Here is a 26,000-nt window from a genome sequence, read left to right as displayed (position 1 = left end):
ACTGGGCGTGTCTGGTGGGCGTCGCCATGATTTCTGGTACGCCAGCATGAAGCAGCGACGCCCACCAGTCGCGCCCAGCGAGCCCAGCCAAAAAACACACACAAGGCACAATCACAACCTATGAGTGAATCCAAAACATTGCTGCTGGTCGACGGCTCCAGCTACCTCTACCGCGCCTTTCATGCCATGCCCGACCTGCGTGCTGTGCCCGGCGACCCAACGAGCGCCGCCACAGGCGCCATTCGCGGCATGATCAACATGATGCAGGCCCTGCGCAAAGAAGTGCCCACCCAATTGGCCGCTTGCGTGTTTGACGCCAAAGGCCCCACCTTCCGCGACGAGATGTACCCTGCGTACAAAGCCAACCGCTCGCCCATGCCTGACGACTTGCGCGCGCAAATCGAGCCCATCCACGCCATGGTGCGCATGTTGGGCTGGACCGTGCTCGATGTGCCTGGCGTGGAGGCCGACGACGTGATTGCCACCTTGGCCGTGACCGCGGCCCAGCAAGGCGTGACGGTGGTGGTGTCGAGTGGCGACAAAGACTTGAGCCAGTTGGTGAACGAACACATCACCATCATGGACACCATGAACGGCAAAAAGCGCGATGTGGCGGGCGTGACCGCCGAGTTTGGCGTGCCGCCTTCGCTGATGATTGACTACCAAACCTTGGTGGGCGACACGGTAGACAACGTGCCCGGCGTGCATAAGGTTGGCCCTAAAACCGCAGCCAAGTGGCTGATGGAATACGGCTCGCTCGACAACTTGCTGCAAAACGCCAGCGCCATCAAAGGCGTGGCCGGTGAGAACTTGCGCCAAGCCGTGGATTGGCTGCCCACAGGCCGCCAGCTGGTGACCATGAAAACCGATTGCGATTTGTCTGCCTACGTGCCCAACTTGCCTGCACTCGATGCGCTGCACTTGGCTGAGCCCGACAAGCCCGCCCTCAAAACGTTTTACGAAACCTATGGTTTTAAAGGCTTGGCCCGCGCCATCAGTGAAGGCACAGATACGCTGACATCGGCACCGGCTGGTGCCGCGCCTAAGCCGAAGTTTGAACCCAACTTGGGCTTGTTTGACGAACCCGAGCCCACCGTCTCGGCAGTCAGCGACAAAGCCTATGACTGCGTGCTGACGTGGGAAGCCTTTGACGTGTGGCTGGCCAAACTGCAAGCGGCAGAGTTGGTGGCGTTTGACACCGAAACTACCTCACTCGACGCCATGCGCGCCGAGATTGTGGGCTTGAGTTTTTCGGTCAAGCCGGGCGAGGCGTGCTACATCCCGCTCACCCACAGCTATGGCGATGCGCCCACCCAATTGCCCATCGACGAGGTGCTGGCCAAGCTCAAACCTTGGTTTGAAAACCCAGCCATCCACAAGGTGGGGCAGCACATCAAATACGACCGCCATGTGATGGCCAATCACGGCATTGAGGTGAAGGGCTACGCCCACGACACCATGCTGCAAAGCTATGTGCTGGAAGTGCACAAGCCTCATGGCCTGGCCAGCTTGGCCGAGCGTCATGTGGGCCGCAAAGGCTTGAGTTACGAAGACTTGTGCGGCAAAGGCGCGCACCAAATTCCGTTCTCGCAAGTGGACGTGGCGCGTGCCACCGAATACTCGTGCGAAGACTCCGACATGACGTTAGACGTGCACCAAGTGTTGTGGCCGCGCTTGCAAGCCGACGACAAACTGCGCTTTATTTATGAACTGGAAATTGATAGCAGCGAAGCGCTGTACCGCATCGAGCGCAACGGCGTGTTGATCGACGCGGCCACACTGGCCGCACAAAGCCACGCGCTGGGTCAACGCATCGTGCAGCTAGAAACCGAGGCGTATGAAATAGCTGGCCAACCATTTAACTTGGCTAGCCCTAAGCAACTGGGTGAAATCTTCTTTGACAAACTGGGCTTGCCCGTCATCAAAAAAACTGCCACGGGTGCACGCAGCACCGACGAAGAAGTGCTGGAGAAATTGGCCGAAGACTACCCACTGCCTGCCAAAATTTTGGAGCATCGCAGTCTTAGCAAACTCAAAGGCACCTACACCGACAAACTCGCGCTGATGGCCTTGCCACGCACAGGCCGCGTGCACACGCACTATGCGCAAGCCGTGGCCGTGACGGGCCGCTTGTCCAGCAACGATCCCAACTTGCAGAACATCCCCATTCGCACCGCTGAAGGCCGCAAAGTGCGCGAAGCATTTGTGGCCCCTGCGGGCTGCGTGATAGCCAGCGCCGACTACAGCCAGATCGAGTTGCGCATCATGGCGCACATCAGTGGCGACGAGGCTTTGGTCAAAGCCTTTCACGAAGGCTTAGACGTACACCGTGCCACCGCTGCCGAAGTGTTTGGCGTGGCCGTGGGCGACGTGAGCACCGAGCAGCGCCGCTATGCCAAGGTCATTAACTTTGGCCTCATCTACGGCATGAGCGCATTTGGTTTGGCCAAAGCGCTGGGCATCGACAACAGCGCAGCCAAGAACTACATCATCCGTTACTTTGAACGCTTCGCAGGCGTCAAGCGCTACATGGACGACACACGCGAACAAGCCAAAGCACAAGGCTATGTCGAAACCGTGTTTGGCCGCCGCTTGTACCTGCCCGAAATCAATAGCCCCAACGGCCCACGCCGCGCAGGCGCAGAGCGCGCCGCCATCAACGCGCCCATGCAAGGCACAGCCGCCGACCTGATTAAGTTGAGCATGGTGGCCGTGCAAAAAGCCATTGACCAGCAACAACGCCAAACCAAAGTCATCATGCAGGTGCACGATGAACTGGTGTTTGAAGTGCCCGAGTCAGAAGTGGAATGGGTCCGCACCGAAGTGCCACGCCTAATGGCTGACGTGGCGCAGCTGAAAGTGCCGTTGTTGGCTGAGGTGGGGGTGGGGCCGAACTGGGACAAGGCGCATTGAGATGACTGCAATCTGACTGTTTACCCATCGAGAGAGATTCGATTAAGACCTGATTTAGGCTGATTGCGGTCAATCAGATGGGTGAGATTAAATGGTCCACAAGCTCGAAACAGTTCTTACTCCTCATCGCCGTGAAATTCTTCGTAAAGGTCTGCCAAGGATTGGCCATTGATGGACCAATAAAACTTTGAGGCCACACCCCGGCCAACGATTTCAGGCATGAGCTTCAGTGATACGCGCTGCAAGGAGGACTCCTCGCCTTGGTAAATCACCGTGTGCGGCCCGGCAATCGTTGCGGTCGTGACACCATCCCTGAACGTAATGACGTCGCCGACCTTTAAGCCAATGGCTAAATAGTCAATCTTTGGACGCATCTTGCGCTTGTCCTTGGCTGCGGATTCAAGTGCTTCAGGATCTGTTTTGGCCTCAGCCTGTGCCTCAACCTGAGCCGTCACCACTTTGCCTTGGTGCAACAACTCCAGAATGGCAACGACCTGACTGGGTTTGGTTCTGAAAAACTCACGCGAAGGATTGATACGGTCAGGAGCAAACGCAAAGTGAAGTGCCTGCTCGACCTTTCTCGCGTCCGGAACATTGCAGGCATAGACGCAATCGAAGGGAAGTGGAACCGCACTGCTGCTGCCCAGGCTTGCGATGCGTTCGCCTGCATCCGAGGCCCGCGTCATGCCAATCTTGACGATACCGGGCATTGCCGGATTCGTAAGTACGTAGACTGTCTGAAGATCCTGCTGTGCGTTCGCTTCGTCCATTTTTATTCCTTCGGCATTCTCCAGCGTATTGTCGCAGCTCAAAAGTGAGCTCTACGTGCCGCTCACACTGATCTTTAATTGATGCAAGTCCGCAATTTCAGCCTACTCTTTACGATGCTTTTGTCATCGCCAATACATTAGCAATCAGCTCCGTCACCAATGCAAACAGTTGTGCAATCTGCGATTCCTCAATTTCTAAATAGCCTTCGTATTCAGCCAAGTTGCGTTTTTGGTGGGCCATGTCCAATGCACGCCATTGGTGTGCGGGCCAGTTCAGTGTGTGGGTGAGGCACTGAAACACGGTGTAGCGGTTTTCACTTCGGTAGCCGTCCCATCGCAGTGCGGCTAGGGCAGCGGCGTGGTTCAGCTTTGAGTTGGCCTATTCGAGCCAAGTTCTCCAGAGCGTTGGGTGGCATGCACATCTCCAATCAAAGGCAGCGTGGGCTGCGCCAAGATGCGGTTCACAAAAGAGTCCGGCTCTGCCAAACGCTTGGCGTATTCGCTAGGCGTGTAGCAGGTCGGATTTATTTTGCGGCCCAACAAGGTTTCGATTGGAAGTAACAGTTGAAGAATGTCACTCAGCACCAAGCCATCACCCACTATCAACACATCTACATCGCTGTTGGCGGTGTCGGTCCCTTTGGACACAGAGCCAAAGATGAAAGCGGTGCTGATGTTTGCGGCCATCGGTTGCAAGGCTTGCAGCACCAACGGTGCAGCGCCCATGGTTTTGCGGGTGAGGGCAACCAGCTCTTCGTAAACAGGGCTTTGCGGGTTGGCCTGAAAACAGCGCAGGTTGCCCACGCGTGTGGACTGCACCAGTTGCGACTCTTCTAAGCGGTTGAGCTCGCGCTGTAGCGACGCGCTGCCAAGTGCCGTGAGACGGCGTAACTCACTCAGGTGATAGCTGCCCCGGGCTGGCCAAACAGCCAAGGCAATAGGCGTGTTTGGCTGTCGCTGAACAGGGATGAGGCGATAGACATGGCTAGATATTAGCATGATCATGCTAATTATTGGCTTGATTGGACCGGGGATGGTTTCTAGAATGGGTTCACCAGCCCACCCATGCTGCCGATGCACCCGATCAGTCAGCCGTGCAGGCGGCTTTCTTGTTTGGTTTGCTGGGCTATTTTGCGGGCACGGTGGGGCAGTGGTTTGACCGCTTGGCCGGCATTATTTTTTGCGGCCTTGGCGCACGTTTGATTTTTATTTCTTAGGCCGCGTCGGCCGACTTGTCATGCCACACCACTTGGCGGGCCAGCTTGATGAAGCGCTCTTGCTCGGCTTGGCTCAAGGGATGAAGAATGTCAGCTTGCAGTTCGTGCACGATGGGCTGTAGGGCCAAATAAATCTTATTTCCTTTCGCTGTCAATGACAGCTCACGCGATCTGCGGTCTTGCTCGCTCACCACACGGCGTACCCAGCCCTTGGTGTCTAAACGCTCAATCACACCGCCAATCGTGGCGCGGTCGTAGCCAATGATTTCGGCCACGGTGGCTTGGTCGACATGCGGGTTGTTGGCGATGGCGTCTAGCGCGGCGTATTGCACCGAGGTCAGGTCATAGCCCGCGGCTTGTGTGCGCTGCGCAAAGATTTGAGTGGATTGCTGTTGCAGGCGACGTATCAAGTGCCCCGCCATGTCGTGGATGACCATGCCTGTGTCTCCGTGTAAATACCAATATGGTAATCATACATACCATATTGACGGATATTAGTAAGTACAGTTATCATTTGCTCAGTGCCGAGATTTCGGTGTTACTTAAATCATTGGAGACAAGACATGCAGTTCTACAAAAATGGATTCAGAGGCGGTAGCCCAGACATCAAGCCAGCCGCGCCCAACCGACGTAATCGGGGCATCAATGAGCCCTTGCCCGAAAAAGTGGATGTGCTGATTTCTGGCACTGGGCCAGCAGGCTTGTGCTTGGCGGCTCAGTTGTCTCAGTTCCCAGAGATCGAAACGATGATTACCGAGCGCATGCCCAGCAACATCATCAAGGGCAAGGCCGACGGCATCAACACACGCACCATGGAAATGTTCCAAGCGTTTGGGTTTGCCGACAAGGTCAAGCGCGAAACCTATTGGGTCAATCAAACAGCATTCTGGATGCCCGATCCCAAGAACCCAGAGCACATCAAACGCGTGGGCCGCGTGCAAGACGTGGCTGACGACAGCTCGGAAATGCCGCACATCTTGATCAACCAAGCGCGACTGCACGAGTTGTTTTTGGAGGTGATGAAAAACTCTCCCTCACGACTCGAGCCCGACTACAGCTGGGAAGTGGTGGGTTTGACGATTGATCCCACCACCGATGACCATCCTGTGACCGTCACCCTGCGCGACGCCAGCGGCGTGAACTGGGGTGCCACACGCACTGTGCGCGCCAACTATGTGGTGGGCTGCGATGGTGCGCACTCGGCCGTTCGCAAAGCGATTGGTGGCGAGCTGCACGGCGATGCAGCGCACCAAGCGTGGGGCGTGATGGACATCTTGGCCAACACGGATTTTCCCGATGTGCGCCAGAAGTGTTTGATTTCGTCTGCTACCGAAGGCAACGTGCTCATCTTGCCGCGCGAAGGTGGCTATGTGTTTCGCATGTATGTCGAGCTGGACAAACTTCGCCCCGACGAAAAAGCCGCACACCGAAAGTTCACCCAAGACGACATGATTGCCGCCGCCAATCGGATCATCAAGCCGTACTCGATTGACGTGAAAGAAGTGGTCTGGTGGTCGATCTATGACATTGGCCACAGCATCACCGATCGCTTTGACGATGTGCCCGAGGGCGTGGACCGCGATCCGCGCGTGTTTACCGCAGGCGATGCCTGTCATACACACTCACCCAAAGCGGGTCAGGGCATGAACGTGTCGATGCAAGACACATTCAATCTCGGCTGGAAGCTGGTGCATGTGCTGCAAGGTCGCGCCAACCCCAGCCTGCTGCGCAGCTATTCCAAAGAGCGTTTGACCGAAGCCAAACGACTGGTAGAGACCGATCACAAATGGTCGCGCGTGATGTCGGCACCGACCACGCAGGCGGAACGTGATGGCACGGAAGAGCCACGCATCATTCGCCAGTTCAAAGACAACTTAGAGTTCACCGGCGGCACCGCCGTGAAGTACGACACGTCTTATCTGTTCGCCGCCAGCACGCACCAGGCCTTGGCCAAAGGCGAAGAGATTGGCCGCCGTTTTCACTCAGCGCCTGTGGTGCGTGTGTCAGACGCCAAGCAAATGCAGCTGGGCCATGTGGCAGAGGCCGATGCACGCTGGCGCATCTATGCGTTTGCAGCTCAATCGGATAGCTCTAACCCAGGCTCAGCCATTCACAAACTGGCAGACTGGCTAGAAACCAATCCCAACTCGCCTATCGTCAAGCACACGCGCAAGGGTGAGGACATTGACACGGTGATTGATTTCCGTGCTGTGTTCCAACAAACCTTTGACCAGCTGGCCTACGAGAACATGCCTTCTCTGCTGAAGCCAAAAACGGGCAAGCTGGGGTTGCAAGACCACGAGAAAGTGTTCTGTGTCGATCACAAGGGCGTGGGTGACATCTTTGCCATGCGTGGTATCAACCGTGAGAAGGGCTGCATGGTCGTGGTTCGTCCCGATCAGTACGTGGCGCACGTTTTGCCGCTGGATGGCGTTGATGAATTGGCGGCTTATTTCGCGGGTGTCTTCCGATAATCTGTGTGCTTGATCAACCTGTGCCCAGCCCTGACAAACTCAGGTCGCTGGGCCTAGGCATTTCGCGCAGGATAATCAGCCCATGACCTTGATCTCAATTCTTGTTGGCACCTTAGTCGCTGGTATGGGCAGTGTGTGGCTGGCTGCCTTGTTGGCTTATGCACTGCTGTCGCGTTTTACCCAGCATTTGTTGAGTCTTGCGGCGGGTGCTTTGCTGGCAACGGCGTTCACACGCTTGTTGCCAGAGGCTTTTGAGCAAGCCATGCAGTCCGGTGTATCGGCGCAAGCTTTGTTTGCGGCACTGCTGGTGGGCTTGGTGTTTTTCTTTTTGCTCGACAAGGCCGAGCTCTGGCACCACGGGCACGAACATGGGCAAGACCATGACCACAGCGAACATGTACACCACACACACGACCACCATCACAGTCACAGCCACCAAAGCGGTGGTTGGGCGGTGTTGTTGGGCGACAGCGTGCACGCGTTTGGCGATGGTATTTTGATTGCGGCTGCTTTTGTGGCCGACCCACGTTTGGGTATTGCCGCAGCTTTGGCTGTGATGGCCCATGAGGTGCCGCACCATGTGGGCGACTTGGTGGTGTTGCGCCAAACGCTCAACGACCCACGCGCTGCGTTGTTCAAACTCACGCTGGCTGGTGGCGTGACGGCGATTGGTGGTGTGATGGGCTATTTGCTCGTGGGCGCGTTGCACGAGTACTTGCCGTTCTTCTTGGTGGTGGCCGCCAGCAGCTTTATTTATGTCGCGCTGGCAGATTTGATTCCACAATTGCAAAAGCGCCTCTCACCTAAAGAGACGGCGGCCCAAGTGACTTGGCTGTTTGCAGGCATTGCCTTGGTCGCCGCTTTAGGCGAGTGGGCGCAGCACTAGGTTCAAGATTTTTCGCAGGGCAGGCCGGGTGTGTTGCACCACTCGCTCCAGCTGCCCGCATACAAGGCCGTGCGCCCTAAGCCTGCCACTTCCATGGCCAGCACATTGGGCACAGCGCTCACGCCGCTGCCGCAGTGGTGCACCACTGTTTCAGGCTTAGCGCTGCCGAGCAAGGCTGTGAATTCAGTTCGTAATTCATCCGCATTTTTGAAAAAACCATCGGCGTTGAGGTTGTTGTTGAACGGACGGTTCAATGCGCCCGGGATGTGGCCGGCCACAGGATCGAGTGGCTCCACTTCGCCGCGGTAGCGCGGTGCACCGCGTGCATCGATGAGGGTTTGCGTGCCATCGTTCAGATGTGCAGAAACGGCAGCGGTCGTGACCAACTTCACCAAAGGTTCGCGCAATGCAAAGTTGCCTGGCGCGTGCGCCGCTTCTGCGCCAGACGCCAGCGCGCCGCTTGCGTTCATCCAGGCTTGCAAGCCGCCATCCAGCACAGCCACTGCGTCGTGTCCGCACCACTTGAGCATCCACCACAAGCGACCGCAGTAGTTCATGCCGTTGCGGTCGTACACCACCACTTGGGTGTCTTGGTTCACGCCCACGCTTTGTAACCATGCCGCGAAAACTTCGCGTTGGGGAAGTGGATGTCGTCCCCCGTTGACTCGCAGTGCGGGGTCATGTGTTGCGAGGTGTTTGTCTAAATCCGCGTGTTGTGCACCCGCGATGTGTTGTTCTACATACTGGGCATAGCCCGCAGGTGGGTTCATCAAATCAAAGGTGCAGTCCAAGACCAAGAGCGGTGCGCCGCTGGTTTGCATGCTTTGAAGTTGAGCGACAGAAATGAGGGTGGTGAACATGGTGATTTCCTTCAATGCTCTTCAGCAGGTGCGTTGGGTGCAGCGCGCGCGCGCAACAAGGTGGCGGCCATGCCGCTGACCACGATGAGGGCCATGCCAGCCCAGCCGATGAGGGGGATATCGTCCCCAAACAGCAGCAAGCTGTAGAGTGCGGCAAACACAATGCCCGAGTACTGCAAGTTGGCCACCACCAAGGTGGCGCCCTTGCTGTAGGCACGTGTCATGCACAGTTGACCCAGCGACGCAAACACACCCACAGGCAGCAGCCAAACCGCATGCTGCCAATGCCATTCGGACACACCGGCAAAGCCCATGCCGACAAGCCCCGCGAGGGTGGTGCCGATCGCAAAGTAAAACACAGTGCGCGTTTCGGGCTCACCGATGCGGCCCAAGGCCATCACTTGCATGTAAGCAAAAGCAGCGGCAAAGCCTGACATCAAACCAATGAGCCCCGCGAAGATTTGGTTTTGTTCGACGGTGGGACGCAACATCATCACCACGCCAGCGAAGCCTGCAATCACGCTCAAAGCCAACGGGCCTTGTGACCAAGGACTTTTATCTTCTTGCGGTTTCCAATTGATCAGTGCGCCGCCCACCAAGAAGGCTGCAATCCACACGCTGCTCATGTAATTGAGTGTCATGGCGGTGGCCAGTGGCAGTTTGGCAATGGCATAAAACCATGCGCTGAGCGACAACACCCCAATGGTGGAGCGCCACACGTGCATGCTGGTGTATTGCGTGCGCAGTGATACCTTTTGTTGTTTGGCGATGATGGCTAAAAACACCACGCCCACCACGCCGCGGTAGAACACCAGTTCAGCTGAATTGAAGTGCTCCGAACCAAACTTGACGCAAACGCCCATGGTGGCAAAGAAGGCTGCGCCCAGCAGCATCCACAAGGCTTGCATGCGGTGGCCTTAGGGGCTTGTGAAATTGAGTTTGCCGCGGTACCACTCGTGGAAGTGCTGCATGCCGTCTTCCATGGGGCTTTGGTAGGGGCCGACCTCGTTGTCGCCGCGTTGCATCAGGGCCTTGCGGCCAGCGTCCATGCGCTCGGCAATTTCGTCGTCCTCAATGCACGTTTCCATGTAGGCAGCTTGCTGGGCTTCGACGAATTCACGCTCGAAAGCGACGATTTCTTCCGGGTAATAAAACTCCACCCTGTTCAGTGTCTTGGTTGGGCTGATGGGGTGCAGTGTGGAGACTGTCAATACATGCGGGTACCACTCCACCATGATGTGGGGGTAGTAGGTGAGCCAAATGGCACCGCGCTCGGGCAGTTCGCCGTTGCGGTACTTCAGCAGCATGTCGTGCCATGTTTGATAGGTAGGCGACCCCGGTTTGCCAAAGCCTTCCGACACGCCCACGGTTTGCACCGAGTAGTTCTCTTTGAACTCCCAGCTCAGGTCATCGCACGTGACGAACTGACCGAGGCCTGGGTGGAAGGGACCTACGTGGTAGTCCTCAAGGTAGACCTCAATGAAGGTTTTCCAGTTGTAGTTGCATTCGTGCAGCTCCACGCGGTCAAGGGCGAAGCCTGTGAAGTCCAAGGCCGCGCGAGGGCCCATGTTGGCCAAGTCGGCTTCAATGTCCACGCCGTTGTCTTCAAACAGCAAGCCATTCCACTCGCGCAACTTGTAGTTGTTCAGGTTCAAGCACGGGTCGTGCGAAAAGTGGGGGGCGCCCAGCAATTCGCCTGAAGGGGCGTACGTCCAGCGGTGCAAGGGGCATACGATGTTGCCGCCCGCCGAGCCTGGGGCTTGGGTGTTCAAAGAGCCACGACCTTTGAGCATCACTGCTTGGCGGTGGCGGCACACGTTCGATACCAGTTCTACGCCTTTGGCCGAGCGCACGAGCGCACGCCCTTCGCCTTCGTGGGGCAAAGCGTAGTAGTCGCCCACATTGGGCACGGCAAGCTGGTGGCCCACATAACGGGGCCCGAGCTGAAAGATGGTCTCCAGTTCGCGCTGAAAAAGCGCCTCGTCAAAATAACTGGTAACTGGTAGTTGGCTGTGAGCCTGCTGCAGTTGAAGACTTAAATCAGACATGGGTGACCTGACCTAAAGACTCCCCACAGGGAGGTAAGTGGACAAAAATAAATCGGCCCGAAGGTCGATTGAAGGATGCCCATTGTACCCAAGGGGGCAAACTTTGCCCCGCGTGCAGCCTAAAATGGCAGGCTATTTGACCCACCTCAACACTGGATTGCGCACATATGCCCAAAGCAAAAATCACCCCAAGCAGCGCAGACACTGCGCCCGCCAGCTATGAGGCGGCTTTGAAAGAGCTAGAGGGCTTGGTGCAGCAAATGGAATCCGGCCAGTTGCCTTTGGCTGACTTGTTGTCAGGCTACCAACGCGGTGCTGAACTTTTGGGTTATTGCCGTGCTCAGTTGGACGCGGTCGAACAACAAATCAAAGTGCTTGACAACGGTGCTTTGAAAGCATGGACACCCACGTGAGCGCCTCCATGCCCCATGACATGACATCCACCGAACTCGACCAATGGAGCAACCACTGGTTAGCCGTCGTAGAAGAAGCTTTATCTGGCTGGATCAGCCCGCAAGCCCCTGCCGGCTTGGGCGACGCCATGCGCTATGCCGTGCTCGATGGCGGCAAACGTCTGCGCCCCCTGCTGGTGCTGGCGGCGCGTGAGGCAGTGGCCCACGGTTCAAAAGATGCGGCGTTAGATGAAGCGGCTTTGCGGGCCGCGTGTGCGGTGGAATTGATTCACGCCTACTCGCTGGTACACGACGACATGCCTTGCATGGACAACGATGTGCTGCGTCGTGGCAAACCCACCGTGCATGTGCAGTTTGGCGAAGCCCAAGCCTTGCTCGCGGGAGATGCTTTGCAGGCTTTGGCGTTTGAATTTCTCACGCCTGAGTCTTCAGCCATTCCCGATGGCGTACAAGCGCGTTTGTGTCGTTTGCTCGCCACCTCGGCAGGGCATGCAGGCATGGCCGGTGGCCAAGCCATTGACTTAGCCAGCGTGGGCGTGGCTTTGAACGAAGATCAGTTGCGTCAGATGCACCGCCTGAAAACTGGGGCCTTGTTAGAAGGCAGTGTCATGATGGGCGCGGCCTGCGGAGAGACCACACCACAAGCATTGAGCGGCCTCAAACGCTATGGTCAAGCCTTGGGCTTGGCCTTTCAGGTGGTGGACGATATTTTGGATGTCATCGCCGATTCAGCCACGCTTGGTAAAACCGCAGGCAAAGACGCTGCGAACGACAAACCCACCTATGTGTCCTTGTTGGGTTTGGAAGAAGCAAAGTCATATGCGCAGTCGTTGCTGCGCGAGGCGTTAGACGCCTTGCGCAGCACAGGCTTGACGCACACCCACACGCTGGCCGCCTTGGCTGAGCGTGTGGTGAACCGGAACACGTGAACCACCATGCCTAATTTGTTGCAAACCATCAACTCGCCTGCTGACCTGCGGGCTGTGCCGCGCCACCAGTTGCCTGCGCTGGCCGATGAGCTGCGTTCGTACCTGATTCAAAGCGTGGCCAAAACAGGAGGCCATCTCAGCTCCAACCTCGGCACAGTCGAGTTGACCGTGGCGCTGCACTATGTGTTCAACACCCCGCACGACCGCATCGTGTGGGACGTGGGCCACCAAACTTACCCCCACAAAATTCTGACCGGCCGCCGCGACCAAATGGGTACGCTGCGCCAACGCCACGGCCTGAGCGGTTTTCCTCGCCGTGACGAAAGCGAGTACGACGCCTTTGGCACCGCCCACTCGTCCACCAGCATTTCGGCCGCCTTGGGCATGGCCATTGCTGCACAACAAAAAGGCGAGCAGCGCCACGCCATTGCCGTCATTGGCGACGGCGCGATGACGGCAGGCATGGCCTTTGAGGCGCTGAATAACGGCGGTGTGTCTACGTCTAAGTTGCTCGTCATCTTGAACGACAACGACATGTCGATCAGCCCGCCCGTGGGCGCGCTCAACCGCTACTTGGCGCAGCTGATGAGTGGCAAGTTTTACTCGGCCGCCAAAGAGGTGGGCAAGCAAGTGCTCAAAGGCGCGCCACCTTTGTTTGAACTGGCCAAGCGTTTTGAAGAACACGCCAAAGGCATGGTGGTGCCCGCCACTTTGTTTGAAAAATTTGGCTTCAACTACATCGGCCCGATTGATGGCCATGACCTTGAGTCGCTCATTCCCACGCTGGAAAACATCAAGCACCTAGAAGGCCCACAGTTCCTGCATGTGGTGACCAAAAAAGGCCAAGGCTACAAACTGGCCGAGGCTGATCCCGTGGCCTACCACGGCCCGGGCAAGTTTGACCCCGCGGTCGGCTTGGTGCCCAGCACCGGCGTGTCCAAAACCACCTTCACCCAAGTGTTTGGCCAGTGGCTGTGCGACATGGCCGAGCACGACCCCTTGTTGGTGGGCATCACGCCCGCCATGCGTGAAGGCTCGGGCATGGTCGAGTTTCACAAACGCTTTCCTGAGCGTTACCACGACGTGGGCATTGCCGAGCAACATGCCGTCACGTTTGCCGCTGGCTTGGCGTGCGAGGGCGTCAAGCCCGTGGTGGCGATTTACTCCACCTTTTTGCAACGCGCCTACGACCAAGTGATTCACGATGTGGCGCTGCAAAAGTTGCCCATGGTGTTGGCGCTCGACCGCGCAGGCATTGTGGGTGCCGATGGCGCCACGCACGCGGGCTTGTACGACATTGCGTTCATGCGTTGCATTCCCAACGTCAGCATGGCGTGCCCTGCGGACGAAAACGAATGTCGTCAGCTCCTGACGACCGCTTACCAACAAGACCATTGCGTGGCCGTGCGTTACCCGCGTGGTGCAGGTGCAGGCGTGCCTGTACAGCCAGGCCTCCAGGCCTTACCGTTTGGCAAAGGCGAAGTGCGCCGCGAAGGCAAGCGCATTGCCATCCTCGCATTTGGCACGCTGCTCTATCCCGCGCTGCAAGCGGGTGAAGTGCTCAATGCCACGGTGGTGAACATGCGTTGGGCCAAGCCACTTGACACTGAGTTGCTTGCCCAAATTGTTGCCACGCACGATGCTTTGGTGACTGTGGAAGAGGGCGCTGTCATGGGCGGTGCAGGCTCTGCAGTGCTCGAAGCTTTGCAAGACCTGCAACAACCCAAACCCGTGTTGGTGTTGGGCATTGGCGATGTGTTCACCGAACATGGTGACCCAGTTAAGTTGTTGGCCGAGTTGGGTTTGGATGCTGCGGGCATTCAAGCGTCCATCGAAAAGCGTTTCTCAGCGCTTTTGAATTAACTTTCAGTTGAAGTAATTTCAAGCCCTCTGAAGAATTTTGAAATACAAGTTCTTCGGGGGTAAACCCGCGCATAAGAGCCCTTCACCAACTGCATACAATGCCCCACCGCTGAAGCTTGGCATTTTTAAAAGTGCGGCTTAACAGGATTTGTTTTAACAACTCATGGGAGTCTTTCATGGACCGTCGTTCCGTTATTAAAAACGCTGGCATTGCAGGTATCTTGGCTGCCGGTGCAGCCCCAGCAGTGCACGCACAAGCTGCTATCCGTTGGCGCTTGGCCTCGAGCTTCCCTAAGTCGCTCGACACCATCCACGGTGCTGCTGACACATTCGCCAAGGCTGTCAAAGCCATGTCGGGTGGCAAGTTCGAAATCTCGGTGCACGCAGCTGGCGAAATCATGCCTGCGTTTGGCGTGGTCGATGGCGTGCAACAAGGCTCCGTTGAAATGGCTCACACAGCCCCTTACTACTTCTTTGGTAAGGACGAAACATTTGCTTTGGGTTGTGCCATTCCTTTCGGTTTGAACAGCCGTCAAATGACTGCTTGGATGTACGAAGGCAACGGCTTGAAGCTGATGCGCGAGTTCTACGCCAAGTACAACATCGTGAACTTCCCAGGCGGCAACACAGGCGCTCAAATGGGTGGTTGGTTCCGCAAAGAAATCAAATCGTTGAATGATTTGAAGGGCTTGAAGTTCCGTATCGGTGGCTTCGGCGGCAAAGTGTTGGAGCGTTTGGGCGTTGTGCCACAAAACATTCCTGGTGGCGATATCTACCCAGCGTTGGAAAAAGGCACCATCGACTCAGCCGAGTGGATTGGCCCTTATGACGATTTGAAATTGGGCTTCAGCAAAGTGGCGCCTTTCTACTACTACCCAGGTTTCTGGGAAGGTGGCCCAGAGTTGGACTTCTTCATCAACGACAAAGCATTCGCTGCCCTGTCGCCTGAGAACAAGGCCATCGTGGAAGCCGCTGCTGCCATGGCGCACACCGACATGCAAGCCAAGTACGACGCACGTAACCCCGCTGCTTTGAAGCAGTTGGTGGGCTCTGGCACCAAGTTGCGCGAGTTCCCGAAAGACGTGATGGCTGCTGCCTTCAAAGAATCCATGGCTTTCTACGACGAAATCAGTGCCAAGAACCCCAACTGGAAAAAGGTCTACACCGACTACGCGAAGTTCCGTGGCGATTCCAACCTGTGGTTCCAATTCACGGAAGCCAAGTTCGACTCGTTCATGCAAAAGCAAAAGCTGTAATTCAGCCTTTATGCAGGAACAAAAAAACCGCGCTACGGCGCGGTTTTTTTATGGGCGTTTGCTTTAAGTCTTTTTAAAACTCGCGAAACGCCGCCAGCTCTGCACTCAGGCGTTCGCATTCGGCTTGCACCTGTGGGCTGCTGATGTAGAAAACGGCAAATTTGCCCATCAAGGTGCGCACATAAAAGCGTGGTGCCATGAACCATTCCAAGCCACGGATACGGATGAGCTTGGCATAGGCCAGCTCGTCGTAGCTCATGTGCTTGTCCCAAATCCAGGTTTGGTGAATGCCTTTGGCATCGAGTCGTGCACGGCTGTGCATGACATGCCACGTGGTCCAGGCGAGCAGGGCCCAACCCAGCACAAACCAACCCGCATTGCGCAAGCCATTGACGCTGGTGTCGCCGCCAAATTTTCCTTGTTGCCACAGGGTCAGCAGCCAGTAACCTGACCCGACCAAGGTGGTCCAGGTGATGGCTTGAAACCAGCGCGAGAAAGCTGGACCTTCAATGCCATCGTCGATGGAGGGGTGAAACACAAAGGGTGTTGGGCCTAATGCCGGGGTGGTAGTTTGTTCGGAGGTGGTCATCGGATAGGTGTGATGTGACTGGCAAGAAAAAGCCCCTCAGGCGTACCGGAGGGGCTGGTCGTCGTTGGAGACTTTATTTTTTGAACAAGTCTTCCATGCGCTTTTGCTCTTCGGCGGCACTTTCGCCTGCCGCAGGCTTGGCACCATCGAGTTTGAGTTCAGCTTCTGGCACCTCTTGCTCGGTGGGCATTTCAATGACCACTTTGTCGAGGTCGACCTTTTCTTCTTTGTCCAAGAACATGGTCACTGTCTCGGGCACGAAGATCACGATCACCACCAAGACCACTTGCATGATCACCCAAGGAATGGCGCCCATGTAAATGTCGTTGGACTTGACAGGTTTTTCGATGCGGCCTTCTTTGAACAGCGTGTCCGCAATGCCACGCAGATAGAACAGCGCAAAGCCGAATGGCGGATGCATGAAGCTGGTCTGCATGTTCACGCACAGCAGCACGCCGAACCACACCATGTCGATGCCCATCTTCTCAGCAACTGGGCCGAGCATGGGCAAGATGATGAAGGCGATTTCAAAGAAGTCTAAGAAGAAGGCCAAGAAGAAGATGAAGATGTTGACCACAATCAAGAAGCCCACCACGCCGCCAGGCAAACCTGTCAGCAAGTGTTCGACCCACTTGGCGCCGTCCACACCTTGGAACACCATAGAGAACACGCGTGAACCAATCAAGATGAACACAACCATCGCGGTGAGGCGCATGGTGCTGTGCATGGCTTCCCAAATCAGGTCTTTGTCCAAACGGTTATGAATGGCAGCCAAGATCAAGGCGCCCACGCAACCCATGGCACCGGCTTCGGTGGGGGTGGCGATGGCGGTGTTGATGCCTGGCAAACCGCCCATCGAGCCCAAGACCGCGAAGATCAAGAAGGCTGAAGGAATGATGCCGCGCAAGCACTTCATCCACAGGTGGAAGCCGTCGGCTGTGCGCGCTTCTTTAGGAATGCCTGGCACGTGATCGGGCTTGATCAGACCGAGGGCAAAGGTGTAGAGCGCGAAGATGCCGACTTGCAAAATCGATGGGCCCCAAGCGCCTTTGTACATGTCGCCCACAGAACGGCCGAGCTGGTCAGCCATCACCACCAACACGAGTGAAGGTGGCACCAGCTGGGTGATGGTGCCCGAGGCCGCCAGCACGCCGGTGGCGTAGCGCATGTTGTAGCCGTAGCGAATCATCACGGGCAGTGAAATCAAGGCCATGGCAATCACCTGGCCAGCCACCGTGCCGGTGATAGCGCCCAAGATGAAGCCCACGATGATGACCGAGTAGCCCAAGCCACCGCGCACGGTGCCAAACAGCTGGCCCATGGAGTCGAGCATGTCTTCGGCGAGGCCACACTTTTCAAGGATGGCACCCATGAAGGTGAAGAAGGGGATGGCCAGCAACAAGTCGTTGCTGAGAATGCCAAAAATGTTCAACGGCAAGTTGGACATGAAGCTCACAGGGAACCAGTCCATGCTGATGGCGAACAGGCCACAAGCCAAGCCCAAAAACGCCAGCGAGAACGCGACGGGGAAGCCAATCAACATCGTCAGCACAAGGCCGGCGAACATGATGGGTGCGAAGTTTTCCATTTGCATGATCGTGAGTCCTTATTGCACTGGCTTTTCGTAGTGCGTGTCCATTTCAAACTTGCCTTGCAAGTAAGCCACGCGCTTGATGATTTCACTCAAACCTTGCAGGAACATCCAAGCAAAGCCCAAGGGAAGGAGGAGCATGGCAGGCCAACGAATCAGGCCGCCTGCGTTGCTAGACATTTCGTTGGTGACGAGCATCTTGAGAAACAGAGGAAAGCTCAACCAAGCCAACATGCCCATCACGGGAAGCAAGAACACCACCAAGCCAAACAAGTCCACGTAGACGGGGGCGTTGTGTTTGAGCTTGCCGTAGAACAAGTCCACGCGCACGTGTTCGTTGAGTTTGAGCACCAAGGGTGCGCCCAACATGACTGTGGCGGCGAACAAGTACCACTGAATTTCGAGCCAGCCGTTTGAGCTGATGTCAAAGCCGTAACGGATGAATGCATTGCCTGCCGAGATGACAGCGGCAGCCAATACGCCGAATGCCGCCAAGTGACCAAACTGTTCACTGATGCGGTCAACGCCTAATGCAAATTTAAGAAGTTTTGACACTGAGTGCCTCCATTTTTTGCCAACCCGTGATGGTAACAAGACAAACGCTTGGCATGTCTTTGCTGAGTTGAAGTTTTCAGGAGACGCTTGAAATTAGTTCAGGTCAAACACAGGGTATTAACTAGTTTTCTTTGCCCGTTTAAAGGTCCACCAAGGCAGTTGTTGTCGCAGTGATTGCACTTGGCCGCTGTCTTGGGCTTGGTAGCCGGGGAGGGTGTTGAGTGCTGCGTGCCATGTTGCGTCTTGCAGCAAGTCCCGCAGGGCTTGCGTGGCGGGCGTGTCGAGGGCCGATTTGAGGCATACCAAATGAAACTGCTCCTGCACCAAAGGTACAAAACCGAGGCCCCGTGCGCGGGCCGTACTTTCGATGCCTAGGCCTACATCGCAGCGGCCGGACGCTATGGCCTCGGCCAAGGCCGTGTGTGAGGGCTCTTCATCTGGCCAGTTGTTCAAATCGGCATTGGTGAGCTGGTCTTTGGCCAATAAATCGTCCAACAGCACGCGGGTGCCCGTGCCGGGGCTGCGCTGCACAAAAATGGCTCGGCTGATCGCCACGTCAGTCAAATTGTGGAGCTGTTTGGGATTGCCGCTGGCGGTCATGAGACCTTGGGTGCGTGTGGCAAAGCCAATGATTTTGTGCAAACCCGGTTGCAGCAAATCGCGGTAAGCCTGGGCGGTGTGTGAATCTTGGTGGGGTTGCACTTGGGTGTGAAACCCTGCCAATGTGCAGCGCCCTTCGTTCAGGGCGCGAATGGCGTCCACGCTGCCGCAAAAGCGAATGTCTAGGTGCAAGCCCGAGCTGGCAGCTTGTTCCCGTAATCGGGGCAGCGCATCGTCGTGGCTGGCATAGAGCGTGAGCACATGGGCTTCGGGGTCAAACGCCACAGCAAAGGTGCGCTCCAGGTCGGCCCGCAGCGCTTCGAGCTGCGGGGCCAAACGGGCTTGGGTGAGGCGCTCAGCCCACATGAGCTTGTCGCCAAACTCGGTCAAGCGGGCCGATTGGCCTTTTTCCCAAATGATGAGTTCGTGGCCCAGCACTTCTTCCCAGCGTTTGAGTTCCCCCCACACATGTCGGTAAGACAAATCCATTTGTCGTGCGGCTGCTGAAATAGACCCTTGCTCTGCCACGGCCTTCAACAAGGCCATGAGCGGATGGCTGAGCAATGTCGCCTCTGGACTGACATGACTTTCGGCGTCGTTGCGGTGGCTGAGGGTGTAGTGAAGGTGAACGCTATGCACAACAGGACATATGGTGGGGTTTTAGGTAGCTGACTACGATAACTGAAGTTTTTATTCTTTTATGACCACGTTCACCGATACCACCCTGACGGCGCTCCACTTACTCACCGAACTTGACCCCTTGCTCTGGTCCATCGTGGGCCGCTCCCTCTGGGTGAGTGTGCTGGCAACGGCTATGGCGTGCAGTTTGGGCGTGGTGCTGGGCGCTTGGTTGGGCGTGGCGCGGTTTGCCGGGCGTGATGTGTTGTTGACCGTGTTGAACACCCTGCTGGCGCTGCCCTCGGTGGTGGTGGGCTTGCTGGTGTATTTGCTGCTTTCGCGCACAGGCCCGTTGGGCGGCTTGGGCTGGTTGTTCAGCCTCAAGGCCATGGTGCTGGCTCAAGCGGTGTTGGTGCTGCCTGTGGTGACGGCGCTGACGCGCCAATGTGTGGAGGATGCCGAGCGCAACCACGGCGAACAGCTGCAGTCTTTGGGGGCCAAGCCTTGGCTGCGCAGTGTGTTGCTGGCGTGGGACGAGCGTTACACCTTGCTCACGGTGCTGATTGCCGCCTTTGGCCGTGCCATTTCTGAAGTGGGTGCGGTGATGGTGGTGGGCGGCAACATTGAGGGCTTCACGCGGGTGATGACCACCGCCATTGCATTGGAAACCAGCAAGGGCGATTTGCCCTTGGCCTTGGCTTTGGGGCTGGTGCTGATGAGTGTGGTGCTGTTGCTGAATGTGTGCATTTCGGCGTTGCGTCGTTGGCGACAGCGCATGGACGGCTCTGGCACGGACCCTGTGCAAGGGGTGTTGGTATGAGCGCTGTTTTGAACCTGCGCGATGTATCGGTGCAGTTCGGTGCGCATTTGGCTTTGCAGGGCGTCAACGTGTCGATGCAAGCGGGCGAACGCGTGGCTTTGGTGGGAGCGAACGGCAGCGGAAAAAGCACGCTGCTGCGTGTGGCGCATGGTTTGCTCAAGGTGTCGCACGGACACGTGTCGGTGGCGACTGATGTGACCCAAGCCATGGCGTTTCAGCGCCCGCACATGTTGCGCAGTTCGGTGCTGCGCTTTGTGGTGTGGGGTTTGTGGCTGCAAGGCACGCCTTGGCGTGACGCGCATGTGCGAGCCATGCAGGCGCTAGAGCGCGTGGGCTTGCAAGATATAGCGCAGCGTTCAGCACGCACTTTGTCTGGTGGGCAGCAGCAACGTTTGGCGCTGGCCCGTGCGTGGGCTTTGCAGCCCAATTTTGTGTTGCTAGACGAACCCACGTCTAGCCTTGACCCTCACGCCAAACGCGAGGTCGAGCGCTTGCTGGCCGAGTGGGTGGCTGCAGCAGAAGTGAGCTTGCTGTTCAGCAGCCACAACCTGGGTCAAGTCAAACGCTTGGCCACCCGCGTGATTTATTTGGAGGCGGGTCGCGTGTTGGCTGACCTGCCTGTGGATGCATTTTTCAATCAACCTTTGGGTGAGAGTCACCCCGAGGCGCATTTGTTTTTAAAGGGAGAGTTGGGATGACACGACGCACACATTTGTTCTCGTTGGCCAGTTTGTTGGCTGTGGTTTTGACCGTGGGCAGCAGCGTTGCGCGGGCGCAAGCCCCCAGCATCGTGATGGCATCCACCACCTCCACCGAGCAATCGGGGTTGTTTGCCCACTTGTTACCTGCGTTCAAACAGGCGTCTGGCATTGACATCAAAGTGGTGGCTTTGGGTACGGGCCAAGCTTTGGACACAGGCCGTCGCGGTGATGCGGACGTGCTGTTTGTGCATGACCAAGCCGCCGAAGAAAAGTTTGTGGCAGAAGGCTTTGGCGTCAAACGTTACCCCGTGATGTATAACGACTTTGTGTTGGTTGGTCCTGCCAATGACCCTGCCAAAGTGCGTGGCAAAGACATCGTCTCGGCCTTGCAAAAGGTGGCGACTACGCAAGCCGGTTTTGTGTCGCGTGGCGACAAGAGCGGTACACATGCGGCTGAGTTGCGTTACTGGAAAGTCGCAGGCTTAGACAACAAAGGTGCTGGTTACAAAGAGTGCGGTTGCGGCATGGGCCCGGCTTTGAACATTGCCTCATCCACCGGTGCGTATGCGCTGACCGACCGCGGCACATGGTTGAACTTCAAGAATCGCCAAGACTTGCAAGTCTTGGTCGAGGGCGACAACCGCTTGTTCAACCAATATGGCGTGATGGTGGTCAACCCCGCCAAGCACCCCCATGTCAAGGCTGACTTGGCGCAGAAGTTTGTGGACTGGGTGATCTCGCCAGCAGGCCAATCGTCCATCAGCGCCTACAAAATTGGCGGTGAACAACTGTTCTTCTCGAACGCCAACAAATAGGCGTTGGCAGTGCGGCTAGGATTCGGGCATGAGCATCGAATCTTTAGCCGACATGCCTTTGAGCGATGGCCCAAGTGCGCAGGCCTTGTTCGCGAAGGCGCAAGCGCTCGCCTCGCAATGTGGTGTGAGCTTACGCACACCGCCATCTGAGCCCACCACGTGCTGTGGACGCGGCTGTAACGGCTGTGTATGGGAAGGGTTCTTTGCGGCGGCTACGTTCTGGCGCGAAGATGCGTTAGCGCTTTTGCAAGCTGCGCAATGGCCATCACGTTGATGTCATTGGGCTCTGTTTAGGGCTTGGCGCGGAATGCTTGGCCGTTGACAGTCAAGCCTTGTTCTGAAAAATGCAGGGCTTTGTTTTGGCGAATACCTGAGACGCGTTGCATCAGGTCGGACCAGTCTTTGAACGACCCCTGTGTGCGGGCGCTCAGCACCTTGGCGCTGAGCGCCGGGCCCATGCCTTTGACACTGTCTAACTCGGCCTCGTTGGCTTGGTTGATGTCTAGTGCCAGAACTGCGTCACAGAACATCAGCGCTACAACACTACTCAATAAGCCGCGCACAACACCACGCCACTTGCATCGCTTTAGCGCTTTGAACACCGCGCAAAAACCGAAGTTGTGATGCGGGGTGTTCATGGCGAGTGCTTATTTGCTCAAAGTCGCCATGTATTGCGTCACACCGCTTTGCACGTCGGCAAACGGGTGGTCACAGCCGCTGGCGCGCAGGTTGGTGAGGTCGGCCTGCGTGTAGCACTGGTATTTGCCACGCAGCGCATCGGGGAAGGGCACGTATTCAATCAAGCCCGCTTTGGCAGCACCTGCCAAATCAAGAGCGGCTTCACCTTTTTTAGCGCGCATCGCGTTGACCACCGACAAGGCCACATCGTTGAACGGCTGTGCGCGGCCTGAGCCGAGGTTGAAGATGCCAGATTTATCTGGGTTGTCTAAGAACCACAGGTTCACGGCCACCACGTCGTCGATGAAGACGAAGTCGCGCATTTGTGCGCCTTGGGCGTACCCGCCGTATTCACCAAACAACTTCACTTTGCCTTCAGCATTGAATTGGTTGAACTGGTGAAACGCCACGCTGGCCATGCGGCCTTTGTGCTGCTCGCGCGGGCCGTACACATTGAAGTAGCGAAAGCCCACCACTTGGCGCTTGAACTTCTTGAAGTTGTTATTGCATTCCAAACGCATGCGTTGGTCAAACAGCAACTTGGAGTAGCCGTACACATTGAGTGGCAGTTCGTACTCGGGCGACTCCACAAAGGTGTCGCTACCGCCGTAGGTGGCAGCGGATGAGGCGTAGAGCAAACGAGTGCCGCTTTGTTGGCAGGCGTTGAACAAACCACACGACAGGGTGTAGTTGTTGTCCATCATGTACTTGCCATCACTCTCCATGGTGTCGCTGCAAGCGCCTTCGTGGAACACGGCTTCGACTTTACCGAAGGCGTTTTCGGCAAAGAGTTCATAGAACACATCTTTGTCGAGGTAGTCGGCAATCTTTAAGTCAGCGATGTTGCGAAACTTGTCACCTTCAGTGAGGTCATCGACCGCAATGATGTTGGTGATGCCGCGGGCGTTCAGGCCCTTGATGATGTTGCTGCCGATAAAACCAGCGGCGCCTGTGACGACGATTTTCATAAATTCTCCTGATTCACTAAGGCTGTTTAGGCCATCAATTCTTCGTAGCTGACGGTGGCTGTACCAAACTTGCCCACCACCACGCCGCCCGCCTTGTTGGCCAATGGCATCGCATCGCGCAGGCTTAGACCCGCAGCGACCAAGGTAGCCAGAGTGGCAATCACGGTGTCGCCCGCGCCGGTCACATCAAACACTTCGCGCGCTTGGGCTGACACGCTCAACTCGCCTTGTGCATCAAACAAAGTCATGCCTTCTTCGCTGCGGGTGAGCAGCAGGGCGTCGAGCTTGAGTTCTTGGCGCAGGGCGTGGGCTTTTTGCTTCAGCTCGGCCTCGCTGGCCCACTTACCAATGACTTGTTCCAGCTCGGCGCGGTTGGGTGTGATGCAGGTCGCGCCTGCGTAACGCGAGTAGTCGCTGCCTTTGGGGTCAATCAGCACGGCTTTGCCAGCGGCGCGGGCTGCTGCAATCATTTGCGACACATGGGCCAAGCCACCTTTGCCGTAGTCGGAGAACAGCACCACGTTGTGGGCGGGCAGCAGTTGTAGAAATTGGTCGGTCTGCGAGGCCAGCACTTCGTTTTGTGGCGTGTTCTCAAAGTCCACGCGCAGCAGTTGTTGTTGACGGCCAATCACGCGCAGCTTGACGGTAGTTTTGAGCAGGCTGTCACGGCCCAAATGCGGCGCAATGCCGGTCTTGGCGACTAAGTCTTCCAGCAAGTGGCTGGCGTCATCGTCGCCCACGACAGACAAGAGCGAGGCTTTGGCACCCACGCTCACCACGTTGTAGGCCACGTTGGCGCAACCGCCCAAGCGATTTTCTTCGCGCGTGATGCGCACGACAGGCACGGGAGCTTCGGGGCTGATACGGTCAACCGCGCCATACCAATAGCGGTCGAGCATCACATCGCCGACGACCAAGACGTGGGCTTGGCTGAGTTGTTGTTTGGTGATGGTGGTCATAGTTCCTCCACGCGTCGAGCGGGGTAGCTGTCCCAGGCTTGGCAGCCAGGACATTGCCAAAAGTGTTGGGTGGCTTCAAAACCGCAAGCCGCGCAACGGTAACGTTGCAGTGGTTTGGCTGCACGCTCCAGCGCACGTTGCACCTGCGGGTGAAATTCTTCATGTTCGAATTTTTCGTTGGCAATCCACTGCGTGGCAGCAACCAACGAAGGTTCGCGCTCCAAGTGTTTGGCAAACAGACCGCCGGTATTGGTTTCGCCTTGCGCACGGCGCAGCGTGACGATGGCGTTGAGTACATCCAGCGAGGCGGTTTTGGTGTAGCTGGTTTCCAGCAAAGCCAAGGCCTTGGGCATGCAATTCAAGGTTTGAGCCAAAGCCGCGAGTTTGGGGGCCACCAAGGGCAAGGACGAGGGCACTTGCTCGGCCAAGTTGTCCAGCGTGGCATAGGCTTCGGATGCACGGTCAGTTTGTTCGAACGCTTTGGCCAACGCGATGCGCGCACGTGCATTTTGTGGCGCTGCGTCAGTGGCTTGTTTCAACAAGACGATCACTTGGGCGGCGTGTTGCGTCACGTCAAGGCTTTCAGCCTCTTCGCACAGGTAATGCGCCAAGCGACCTTGAAAACTGCCTTGGCCGCTGTTGCCCAATTTCTTGGCAATGACAGAGGCTTTGGCCCAATCACGTGAGCGCTCGTAAATGCTCAGCAAAGCCAAGTGCGCTTGTGCTTGGTGGGCCGTGCCTTCGAGTTTGGTCAGGGCGTCTTCTGCGCGGTCGAGCAAGCCTGCCTTGAGGTAATCCAAGGCAAGGGCGTGTTGGGCGCGGTCATGATCAGCTTGGCTTAAGTCACCTCGTGACAGCAAGTGCTGGTGCACGCGCACGGCACGCTCGTATTCGCCACGGCGGCGGAAGAGGTTACCCAAGGCAAAGTGCAGCTCTGACGTGTCGGGGTCGTGTTGCACGGCCTCGATGAATGCGTCGATGGCTTGGTCTTGCTGCTCGTTGAGCAAGTGGTTCAAGCCTTTGAAATACGCTTTTGGGGTTTGGCGGTTTTCAAGGCGCAGCTGGCGCAAGTCCATGCGCGAGGCCACCCAGCCCAAGATGAAGGCGAGGGGCAAGCCCAGCAAAATCCAGCTGAGGTCAAATTCCATGTGTGGGGTCCGCAGAAGAGGTGGCTGAAGGCGTGTTGTCGGGTGTCGACGGTGTGGCCAATTTGGCCAAGCGTCGGTGCTTCCACCAGCGCGGCACCATGCCAATCACGCCCACCGCCACGCCCATGACGAAGACGGTCAGCAACACCAACACCAACGGCGCGTTCCACGTGGTGCCAAAAAAGAAATGGACCACGGCATCGTGTTGGTTGTTCAGCGCAAAAGCGAACAGGGTAAAAAAAATGGCTGCTTTCAGTAACAACTGAAGCAGCCACATGAGGTTTTTCAAGTTAGCTCCTCTGTGACGAGGACCATTTTAGCCTTGCGGC

Annotated in this window: 28 protein-coding genes; 12 read left to right on the top strand and 16 right to left on the bottom strand. The window is 56.8% G+C overall.

Annotated features, from left to right (window positions below):
* Positions 1–120: 120 nt before the first annotated feature.
* Entirely contained in the window at positions 121–2,913 is a 2,793-nt protein-coding gene (gene polA / locus B9Z44_RS02895) for a DNA polymerase I (RefSeq protein ID WP_108401682.1), read from the top strand.
* 116 nt (positions 2,914–3,029) lie between these two features.
* Here the strand turns inward: polA and B9Z44_RS02890 are convergent, their stop codons facing one another.
* From B9Z44_RS02890 to B9Z44_RS02880, 3 genes are all read right to left on the bottom strand, one after another.
* Positions 3,030–3,683 carry a GIY-YIG nuclease family protein gene (locus tag B9Z44_RS02890; protein ID WP_146180582.1) on the bottom strand — a complete coding sequence of 218 codons (654 nt, stop codon included), beginning with the start codon at positions 3,681–3,683 and terminating at the stop codon, positions 3,030–3,032.
* A gap of 109 nt (positions 3,684–3,792) precedes the next feature.
* A complete protein-coding gene (locus tag B9Z44_RS02885; RefSeq protein WP_245912754.1) occupies positions 3,793–3,984 on the bottom strand; it encodes a hypothetical protein in 192 nt (63 codons plus the stop codon).
* Between the two features lie 62 nt (positions 3,985–4,046).
* A complete protein-coding gene (locus B9Z44_RS02880) occupies positions 4,047–4,688 on the bottom strand; it encodes a nucleotidyltransferase domain-containing protein (protein WP_108401679.1) in 642 nt (213 codons plus the stop codon).
* Between the two features lie 17 nt (positions 4,689–4,705).
* Here B9Z44_RS02880 and B9Z44_RS15455 point away from each other — a divergent pair, with 17 nt between their 5' ends.
* Positions 4,706–4,900, top strand: coding sequence for a hypothetical protein (locus B9Z44_RS15455; RefSeq protein ID WP_425437144.1), 195 nt, complete (start codon positions 4,706–4,708; stop codon positions 4,898–4,900).
* Here the strand turns inward: B9Z44_RS15455 and B9Z44_RS02870 are convergent.
* The gene (locus B9Z44_RS02870) at positions 4,897–5,337 is read right to left on the bottom strand and encodes a MarR family winged helix-turn-helix transcriptional regulator (RefSeq protein ID WP_108401678.1); all 441 of its coding nucleotides are present in this window, start codon (positions 5,335–5,337) and stop codon (positions 4,897–4,899) included. The genes B9Z44_RS15455 and B9Z44_RS02870 overlap by 4 nt on opposite strands.
* A 126-nt stretch (positions 5,338–5,463) precedes the next feature.
* Between B9Z44_RS02870 and B9Z44_RS02865 the strand changes: the two genes are divergently transcribed.
* Positions 5,464–7,374 (top strand): FAD-dependent monooxygenase, encoded by a 1,911-nt coding sequence (locus tag B9Z44_RS02865; protein ID WP_108401677.1) that lies wholly within the window; start codon positions 5,464–5,466, stop codon positions 7,372–7,374.
* A gap of 82 nt (positions 7,375–7,456) precedes the next feature.
* Entirely contained in the window at positions 7,457–8,260 is an 804-nt protein-coding gene (locus tag B9Z44_RS02860; RefSeq protein ID WP_108401676.1) for a ZIP family metal transporter, read from the top strand.
* Positions 8,261–8,262: 2 nt separating this feature from the next.
* Here B9Z44_RS02860 and B9Z44_RS02855 read toward each other — a convergent pair whose 3' ends face one another.
* The 3 genes from B9Z44_RS02855 to B9Z44_RS02845 are packed head-to-tail and all read right to left on the bottom strand — an operon-like array spanning position 8,263 to position 11,168.
* Complete coding sequence (locus B9Z44_RS02855) at positions 8,263–9,120, bottom strand: sulfurtransferase (protein ID WP_108402785.1); 858 nt, start codon at positions 9,118–9,120, stop codon at positions 8,263–8,265.
* Between the two features lie 11 nt (positions 9,121–9,131).
* Positions 9,132–10,028 (bottom strand): DMT family transporter, encoded by an 897-nt coding sequence (locus tag B9Z44_RS02850; RefSeq protein ID WP_108401675.1) that lies wholly within the window; start codon positions 10,026–10,028, stop codon positions 9,132–9,134.
* Positions 10,029–10,037: 9 nt separating this feature from the next.
* Positions 10,038–11,168, bottom strand: coding sequence for an aromatic ring-hydroxylating oxygenase subunit alpha (locus B9Z44_RS02845; protein WP_108401674.1), 1,131 nt, complete (start codon positions 11,166–11,168; stop codon positions 10,038–10,040).
* 167 nt (positions 11,169–11,335) lie between these two features.
* Here B9Z44_RS02845 and B9Z44_RS02840 point away from each other — a divergent pair, with 167 nt between their 5' ends.
* The 4 genes from B9Z44_RS02840 (at position 11,336) to B9Z44_RS02825 (ending at position 15,629) form a co-directional block, all read left to right on the top strand.
* Positions 11,336–11,581 (top strand): exodeoxyribonuclease VII small subunit, encoded by a 246-nt coding sequence (locus B9Z44_RS02840; RefSeq protein WP_108357874.1) that lies wholly within the window; start codon positions 11,336–11,338, stop codon positions 11,579–11,581.
* Positions 11,566–12,510 (top strand): polyprenyl synthetase family protein, encoded by a 945-nt coding sequence (locus tag B9Z44_RS02835; protein WP_425437142.1) that lies wholly within the window; start codon positions 11,566–11,568, stop codon positions 12,508–12,510. The genes B9Z44_RS02840 and B9Z44_RS02835 overlap by 16 nt, the downstream gene beginning before the upstream one ends.
* Before the next feature lie 6 nt (positions 12,511–12,516).
* Complete coding sequence (dxs, locus tag B9Z44_RS02830) at positions 12,517–14,373, top strand: 1-deoxy-D-xylulose-5-phosphate synthase (RefSeq protein WP_108357873.1); 1,857 nt, start codon at positions 12,517–12,519, stop codon at positions 14,371–14,373.
* 176 nt (positions 14,374–14,549) lie between these two features.
* The gene (locus B9Z44_RS02825; protein ID WP_108401673.1) at positions 14,550–15,629 is read left to right on the top strand and encodes a TRAP transporter substrate-binding protein; all 1,080 of its coding nucleotides are present in this window, start codon (positions 14,550–14,552) and stop codon (positions 15,627–15,629) included.
* 73 nt (positions 15,630–15,702) lie between these two features.
* Here the strand turns inward: B9Z44_RS02825 and B9Z44_RS02820 are convergent, their stop codons facing one another.
* From B9Z44_RS02820 to B9Z44_RS02805, 4 genes are all read right to left on the bottom strand, one after another.
* Positions 15,703–16,218: a hypothetical protein gene (locus B9Z44_RS02820; RefSeq protein ID WP_108401672.1), complete on the bottom strand. Its 516-nt coding sequence runs from the start codon at positions 16,216–16,218 to the stop codon at positions 15,703–15,705.
* 73 nt (positions 16,219–16,291) lie between these two features.
* A complete protein-coding gene (locus B9Z44_RS02815; RefSeq protein ID WP_108357870.1) occupies positions 16,292–17,812 on the bottom strand; it encodes a TRAP transporter large permease in 1,521 nt (506 codons plus the stop codon).
* A 12-nt stretch (positions 17,813–17,824) separates the two neighbouring features.
* Positions 17,825–18,364, bottom strand: a complete 540-nt coding sequence (locus tag B9Z44_RS02810) for a TRAP transporter small permease subunit (RefSeq protein ID WP_108401671.1) — start codon at positions 18,362–18,364, stop codon at positions 17,825–17,827.
* 117 nt (positions 18,365–18,481) lie between these two features.
* Positions 18,482–19,603, bottom strand: coding sequence for a substrate-binding domain-containing protein (locus B9Z44_RS02805; protein WP_370444560.1), 1,122 nt, complete (start codon positions 19,601–19,603; stop codon positions 18,482–18,484).
* Positions 19,604–19,664: 61 nt separating this feature from the next.
* Between B9Z44_RS02805 and B9Z44_RS02800 the strand changes: the two genes are divergently transcribed.
* Genes B9Z44_RS02800 through B9Z44_RS02785 form a run of 4 tightly spaced genes read left to right on the top strand, consistent with a single transcriptional unit; the run spans position 19,665 to position 22,192 of the window.
* Positions 19,665–20,402 carry an ABC transporter permease gene (locus tag B9Z44_RS02800; protein ID WP_108357867.1) on the top strand — a complete coding sequence of 246 codons (738 nt, stop codon included), beginning with the start codon at positions 19,665–19,667 and terminating at the stop codon, positions 20,400–20,402.
* On the top strand, positions 20,399–21,100 hold the full coding sequence (locus tag B9Z44_RS02795; RefSeq protein ID WP_108401670.1) for an ATP-binding cassette domain-containing protein: 702 nt from the start codon (positions 20,399–20,401) through the stop codon (positions 21,098–21,100). The genes B9Z44_RS02800 and B9Z44_RS02795 overlap by 4 nt, the downstream gene beginning before the upstream one ends.
* A complete protein-coding gene (locus B9Z44_RS02790; RefSeq protein ID WP_108401669.1) occupies positions 21,097–21,918 on the top strand; it encodes an ABC transporter substrate-binding protein in 822 nt (273 codons plus the stop codon). The genes B9Z44_RS02795 and B9Z44_RS02790 overlap by 4 nt, the downstream gene beginning before the upstream one ends.
* 28 nt (positions 21,919–21,946) lie before the next feature.
* The gene (locus B9Z44_RS02785; RefSeq protein WP_108401668.1) at positions 21,947–22,192 is read left to right on the top strand and encodes an oxidoreductase-like domain-containing protein; all 246 of its coding nucleotides are present in this window, start codon (positions 21,947–21,949) and stop codon (positions 22,190–22,192) included.
* A gap of 16 nt (positions 22,193–22,208) precedes the next feature.
* Here the strand turns inward: B9Z44_RS02785 and B9Z44_RS02780 are convergent, their stop codons facing one another.
* From B9Z44_RS02780 to B9Z44_RS02760, 5 genes are read right to left on the bottom strand one after another with little or no spacing between them, the layout of a single operon-like run.
* Positions 22,209–22,556, bottom strand: a complete 348-nt coding sequence (locus B9Z44_RS02780; protein ID WP_233246809.1) for a ComEA family DNA-binding protein — start codon at positions 22,554–22,556, stop codon at positions 22,209–22,211.
* Between the two features lie 9 nt (positions 22,557–22,565).
* Positions 22,566–23,564 carry an ADP-glyceromanno-heptose 6-epimerase gene (gene rfaD / locus B9Z44_RS02775; protein WP_108401667.1) on the bottom strand — a complete coding sequence of 333 codons (999 nt, stop codon included), beginning with the start codon at positions 23,562–23,564 and terminating at the stop codon, positions 22,566–22,568.
* A 26-nt stretch (positions 23,565–23,590) separates the two neighbouring features.
* Positions 23,591–24,523, bottom strand: a complete 933-nt coding sequence (gene rfaE1, locus B9Z44_RS02770; RefSeq protein WP_108401666.1) for a D-glycero-beta-D-manno-heptose-7-phosphate kinase — start codon at positions 24,521–24,523, stop codon at positions 23,591–23,593.
* Positions 24,520–25,671 (bottom strand): lipopolysaccharide assembly protein LapB, encoded by a 1,152-nt coding sequence (gene lapB, locus B9Z44_RS02765; protein ID WP_108401665.1) that lies wholly within the window; start codon positions 25,669–25,671, stop codon positions 24,520–24,522. The genes rfaE1 and lapB overlap by 4 nt, the downstream gene beginning before the upstream one ends.
* A complete protein-coding gene (locus B9Z44_RS02760) occupies positions 25,661–25,960 on the bottom strand; it encodes a lipopolysaccharide assembly protein LapA domain-containing protein (protein WP_211308678.1) in 300 nt (99 codons plus the stop codon). Before B9Z44_RS02760 ends, lapB begins: the two co-directional genes overlap by 11 nt.
* Positions 25,961–26,000: the final 40 nt, after the last annotated feature.

Source organism: Limnohabitans curvus (assembly GCF_003063475.1).
Lineage (GTDB): Bacteria > Pseudomonadota > Gammaproteobacteria > Burkholderiales > Burkholderiaceae_C > Limnohabitans > Limnohabitans curvus.
This window is presented reverse-complemented; position numbering and strand designations above follow the sequence as displayed.

What these genes read in the sequence shown, in the direction of transcription:
- B9Z44_RS02860 (WP_108401676.1), top strand. Translation starts at nt 7,457, where the DNA reads ATGACCTTGATCTCAATTCTTGTTGGCACCTTAGTCGCTGGTATGGGC.
- B9Z44_RS02835 (WP_425437142.1), top strand. Translation starts at nt 11,566, where the DNA reads ATGGACACCCACGTGAGCGCCTCCATGCCCCATGACATGACATCCACC.
- B9Z44_RS02795 (WP_108401670.1), top strand. Translation starts at nt 20,399, where the DNA reads ATGAGCGCTGTTTTGAACCTGCGCGATGTATCGGTGCAGTTCGGTGCG.
- dxs (WP_108357873.1), top strand. Translation starts at nt 12,517, where the DNA reads ATGCCTAATTTGTTGCAAACCATCAACTCGCCTGCTGACCTGCGGGCT.
- B9Z44_RS02780 (WP_233246809.1), bottom strand. Translation starts at nt 22,556, where the DNA reads ATGAACACCCCGCATCACAACTTCGGTTTTTGCGCGGTGTTCAAAGCG.
- B9Z44_RS02820 (WP_108401672.1), bottom strand. Translation starts at nt 16,218, where the DNA reads ATGACCACCTCCGAACAAACTACCACCCCGGCATTAGGCCCAACACCC.
- polA (WP_108401682.1), top strand. Translation starts at nt 121, where the DNA reads ATGAGTGAATCCAAAACATTGCTGCTGGTCGACGGCTCCAGCTACCTC.
- B9Z44_RS02890 (WP_146180582.1), bottom strand. Translation starts at nt 3,683, where the DNA reads ATGGACGAAGCGAACGCACAGCAGGATCTTCAGACAGTCTACGTACTT.
- rfaE1 (WP_108401666.1), bottom strand. Translation starts at nt 24,523, where the DNA reads ATGACCACCATCACCAAACAACAACTCAGCCAAGCCCACGTCTTGGTC.
- B9Z44_RS02785 (WP_108401668.1), top strand. Translation starts at nt 21,947, where the DNA reads ATGAGCATCGAATCTTTAGCCGACATGCCTTTGAGCGATGGCCCAAGT.
- B9Z44_RS02880 (WP_108401679.1), bottom strand. Translation starts at nt 4,688, where the DNA reads ATGATCATGCTAATATCTAGCCATGTCTATCGCCTCATCCCTGTTCAG.
- B9Z44_RS02855 (WP_108402785.1), bottom strand. Translation starts at nt 9,120, where the DNA reads ATGTTCACCACCCTCATTTCTGTCGCTCAACTTCAAAGCATGCAAACC.
- lapB (WP_108401665.1), bottom strand. Translation starts at nt 25,671, where the DNA reads ATGGAATTTGACCTCAGCTGGATTTTGCTGGGCTTGCCCCTCGCCTTC.
- B9Z44_RS02825 (WP_108401673.1), top strand. Translation starts at nt 14,550, where the DNA reads ATGGACCGTCGTTCCGTTATTAAAAACGCTGGCATTGCAGGTATCTTG.
- B9Z44_RS02790 (WP_108401669.1), top strand. Translation starts at nt 21,097, where the DNA reads ATGACACGACGCACACATTTGTTCTCGTTGGCCAGTTTGTTGGCTGTG.
- B9Z44_RS02840 (WP_108357874.1), top strand. Translation starts at nt 11,336, where the DNA reads ATGCCCAAAGCAAAAATCACCCCAAGCAGCGCAGACACTGCGCCCGCC.
- B9Z44_RS02870 (WP_108401678.1), bottom strand. Translation starts at nt 5,337, where the DNA reads ATGGTCATCCACGACATGGCGGGGCACTTGATACGTCGCCTGCAACAG.
- B9Z44_RS02800 (WP_108357867.1), top strand. Translation starts at nt 19,665, where the DNA reads ATGACCACGTTCACCGATACCACCCTGACGGCGCTCCACTTACTCACC.
- rfaD (WP_108401667.1), bottom strand. Translation starts at nt 23,564, where the DNA reads ATGAAAATCGTCGTCACAGGCGCCGCTGGTTTTATCGGCAGCAACATC.
- B9Z44_RS02850 (WP_108401675.1), bottom strand. Translation starts at nt 10,028, where the DNA reads ATGCAAGCCTTGTGGATGCTGCTGGGCGCAGCCTTCTTTGCCACCATG.
- B9Z44_RS02845 (WP_108401674.1), bottom strand. Translation starts at nt 11,168, where the DNA reads ATGTCTGATTTAAGTCTTCAACTGCAGCAGGCTCACAGCCAACTACCA.
- B9Z44_RS02815 (WP_108357870.1), bottom strand. Translation starts at nt 17,812, where the DNA reads ATGCAAATGGAAAACTTCGCACCCATCATGTTCGCCGGCCTTGTGCTG.
- B9Z44_RS02865 (WP_108401677.1), top strand. Translation starts at nt 5,464, where the DNA reads ATGCAGTTCTACAAAAATGGATTCAGAGGCGGTAGCCCAGACATCAAG.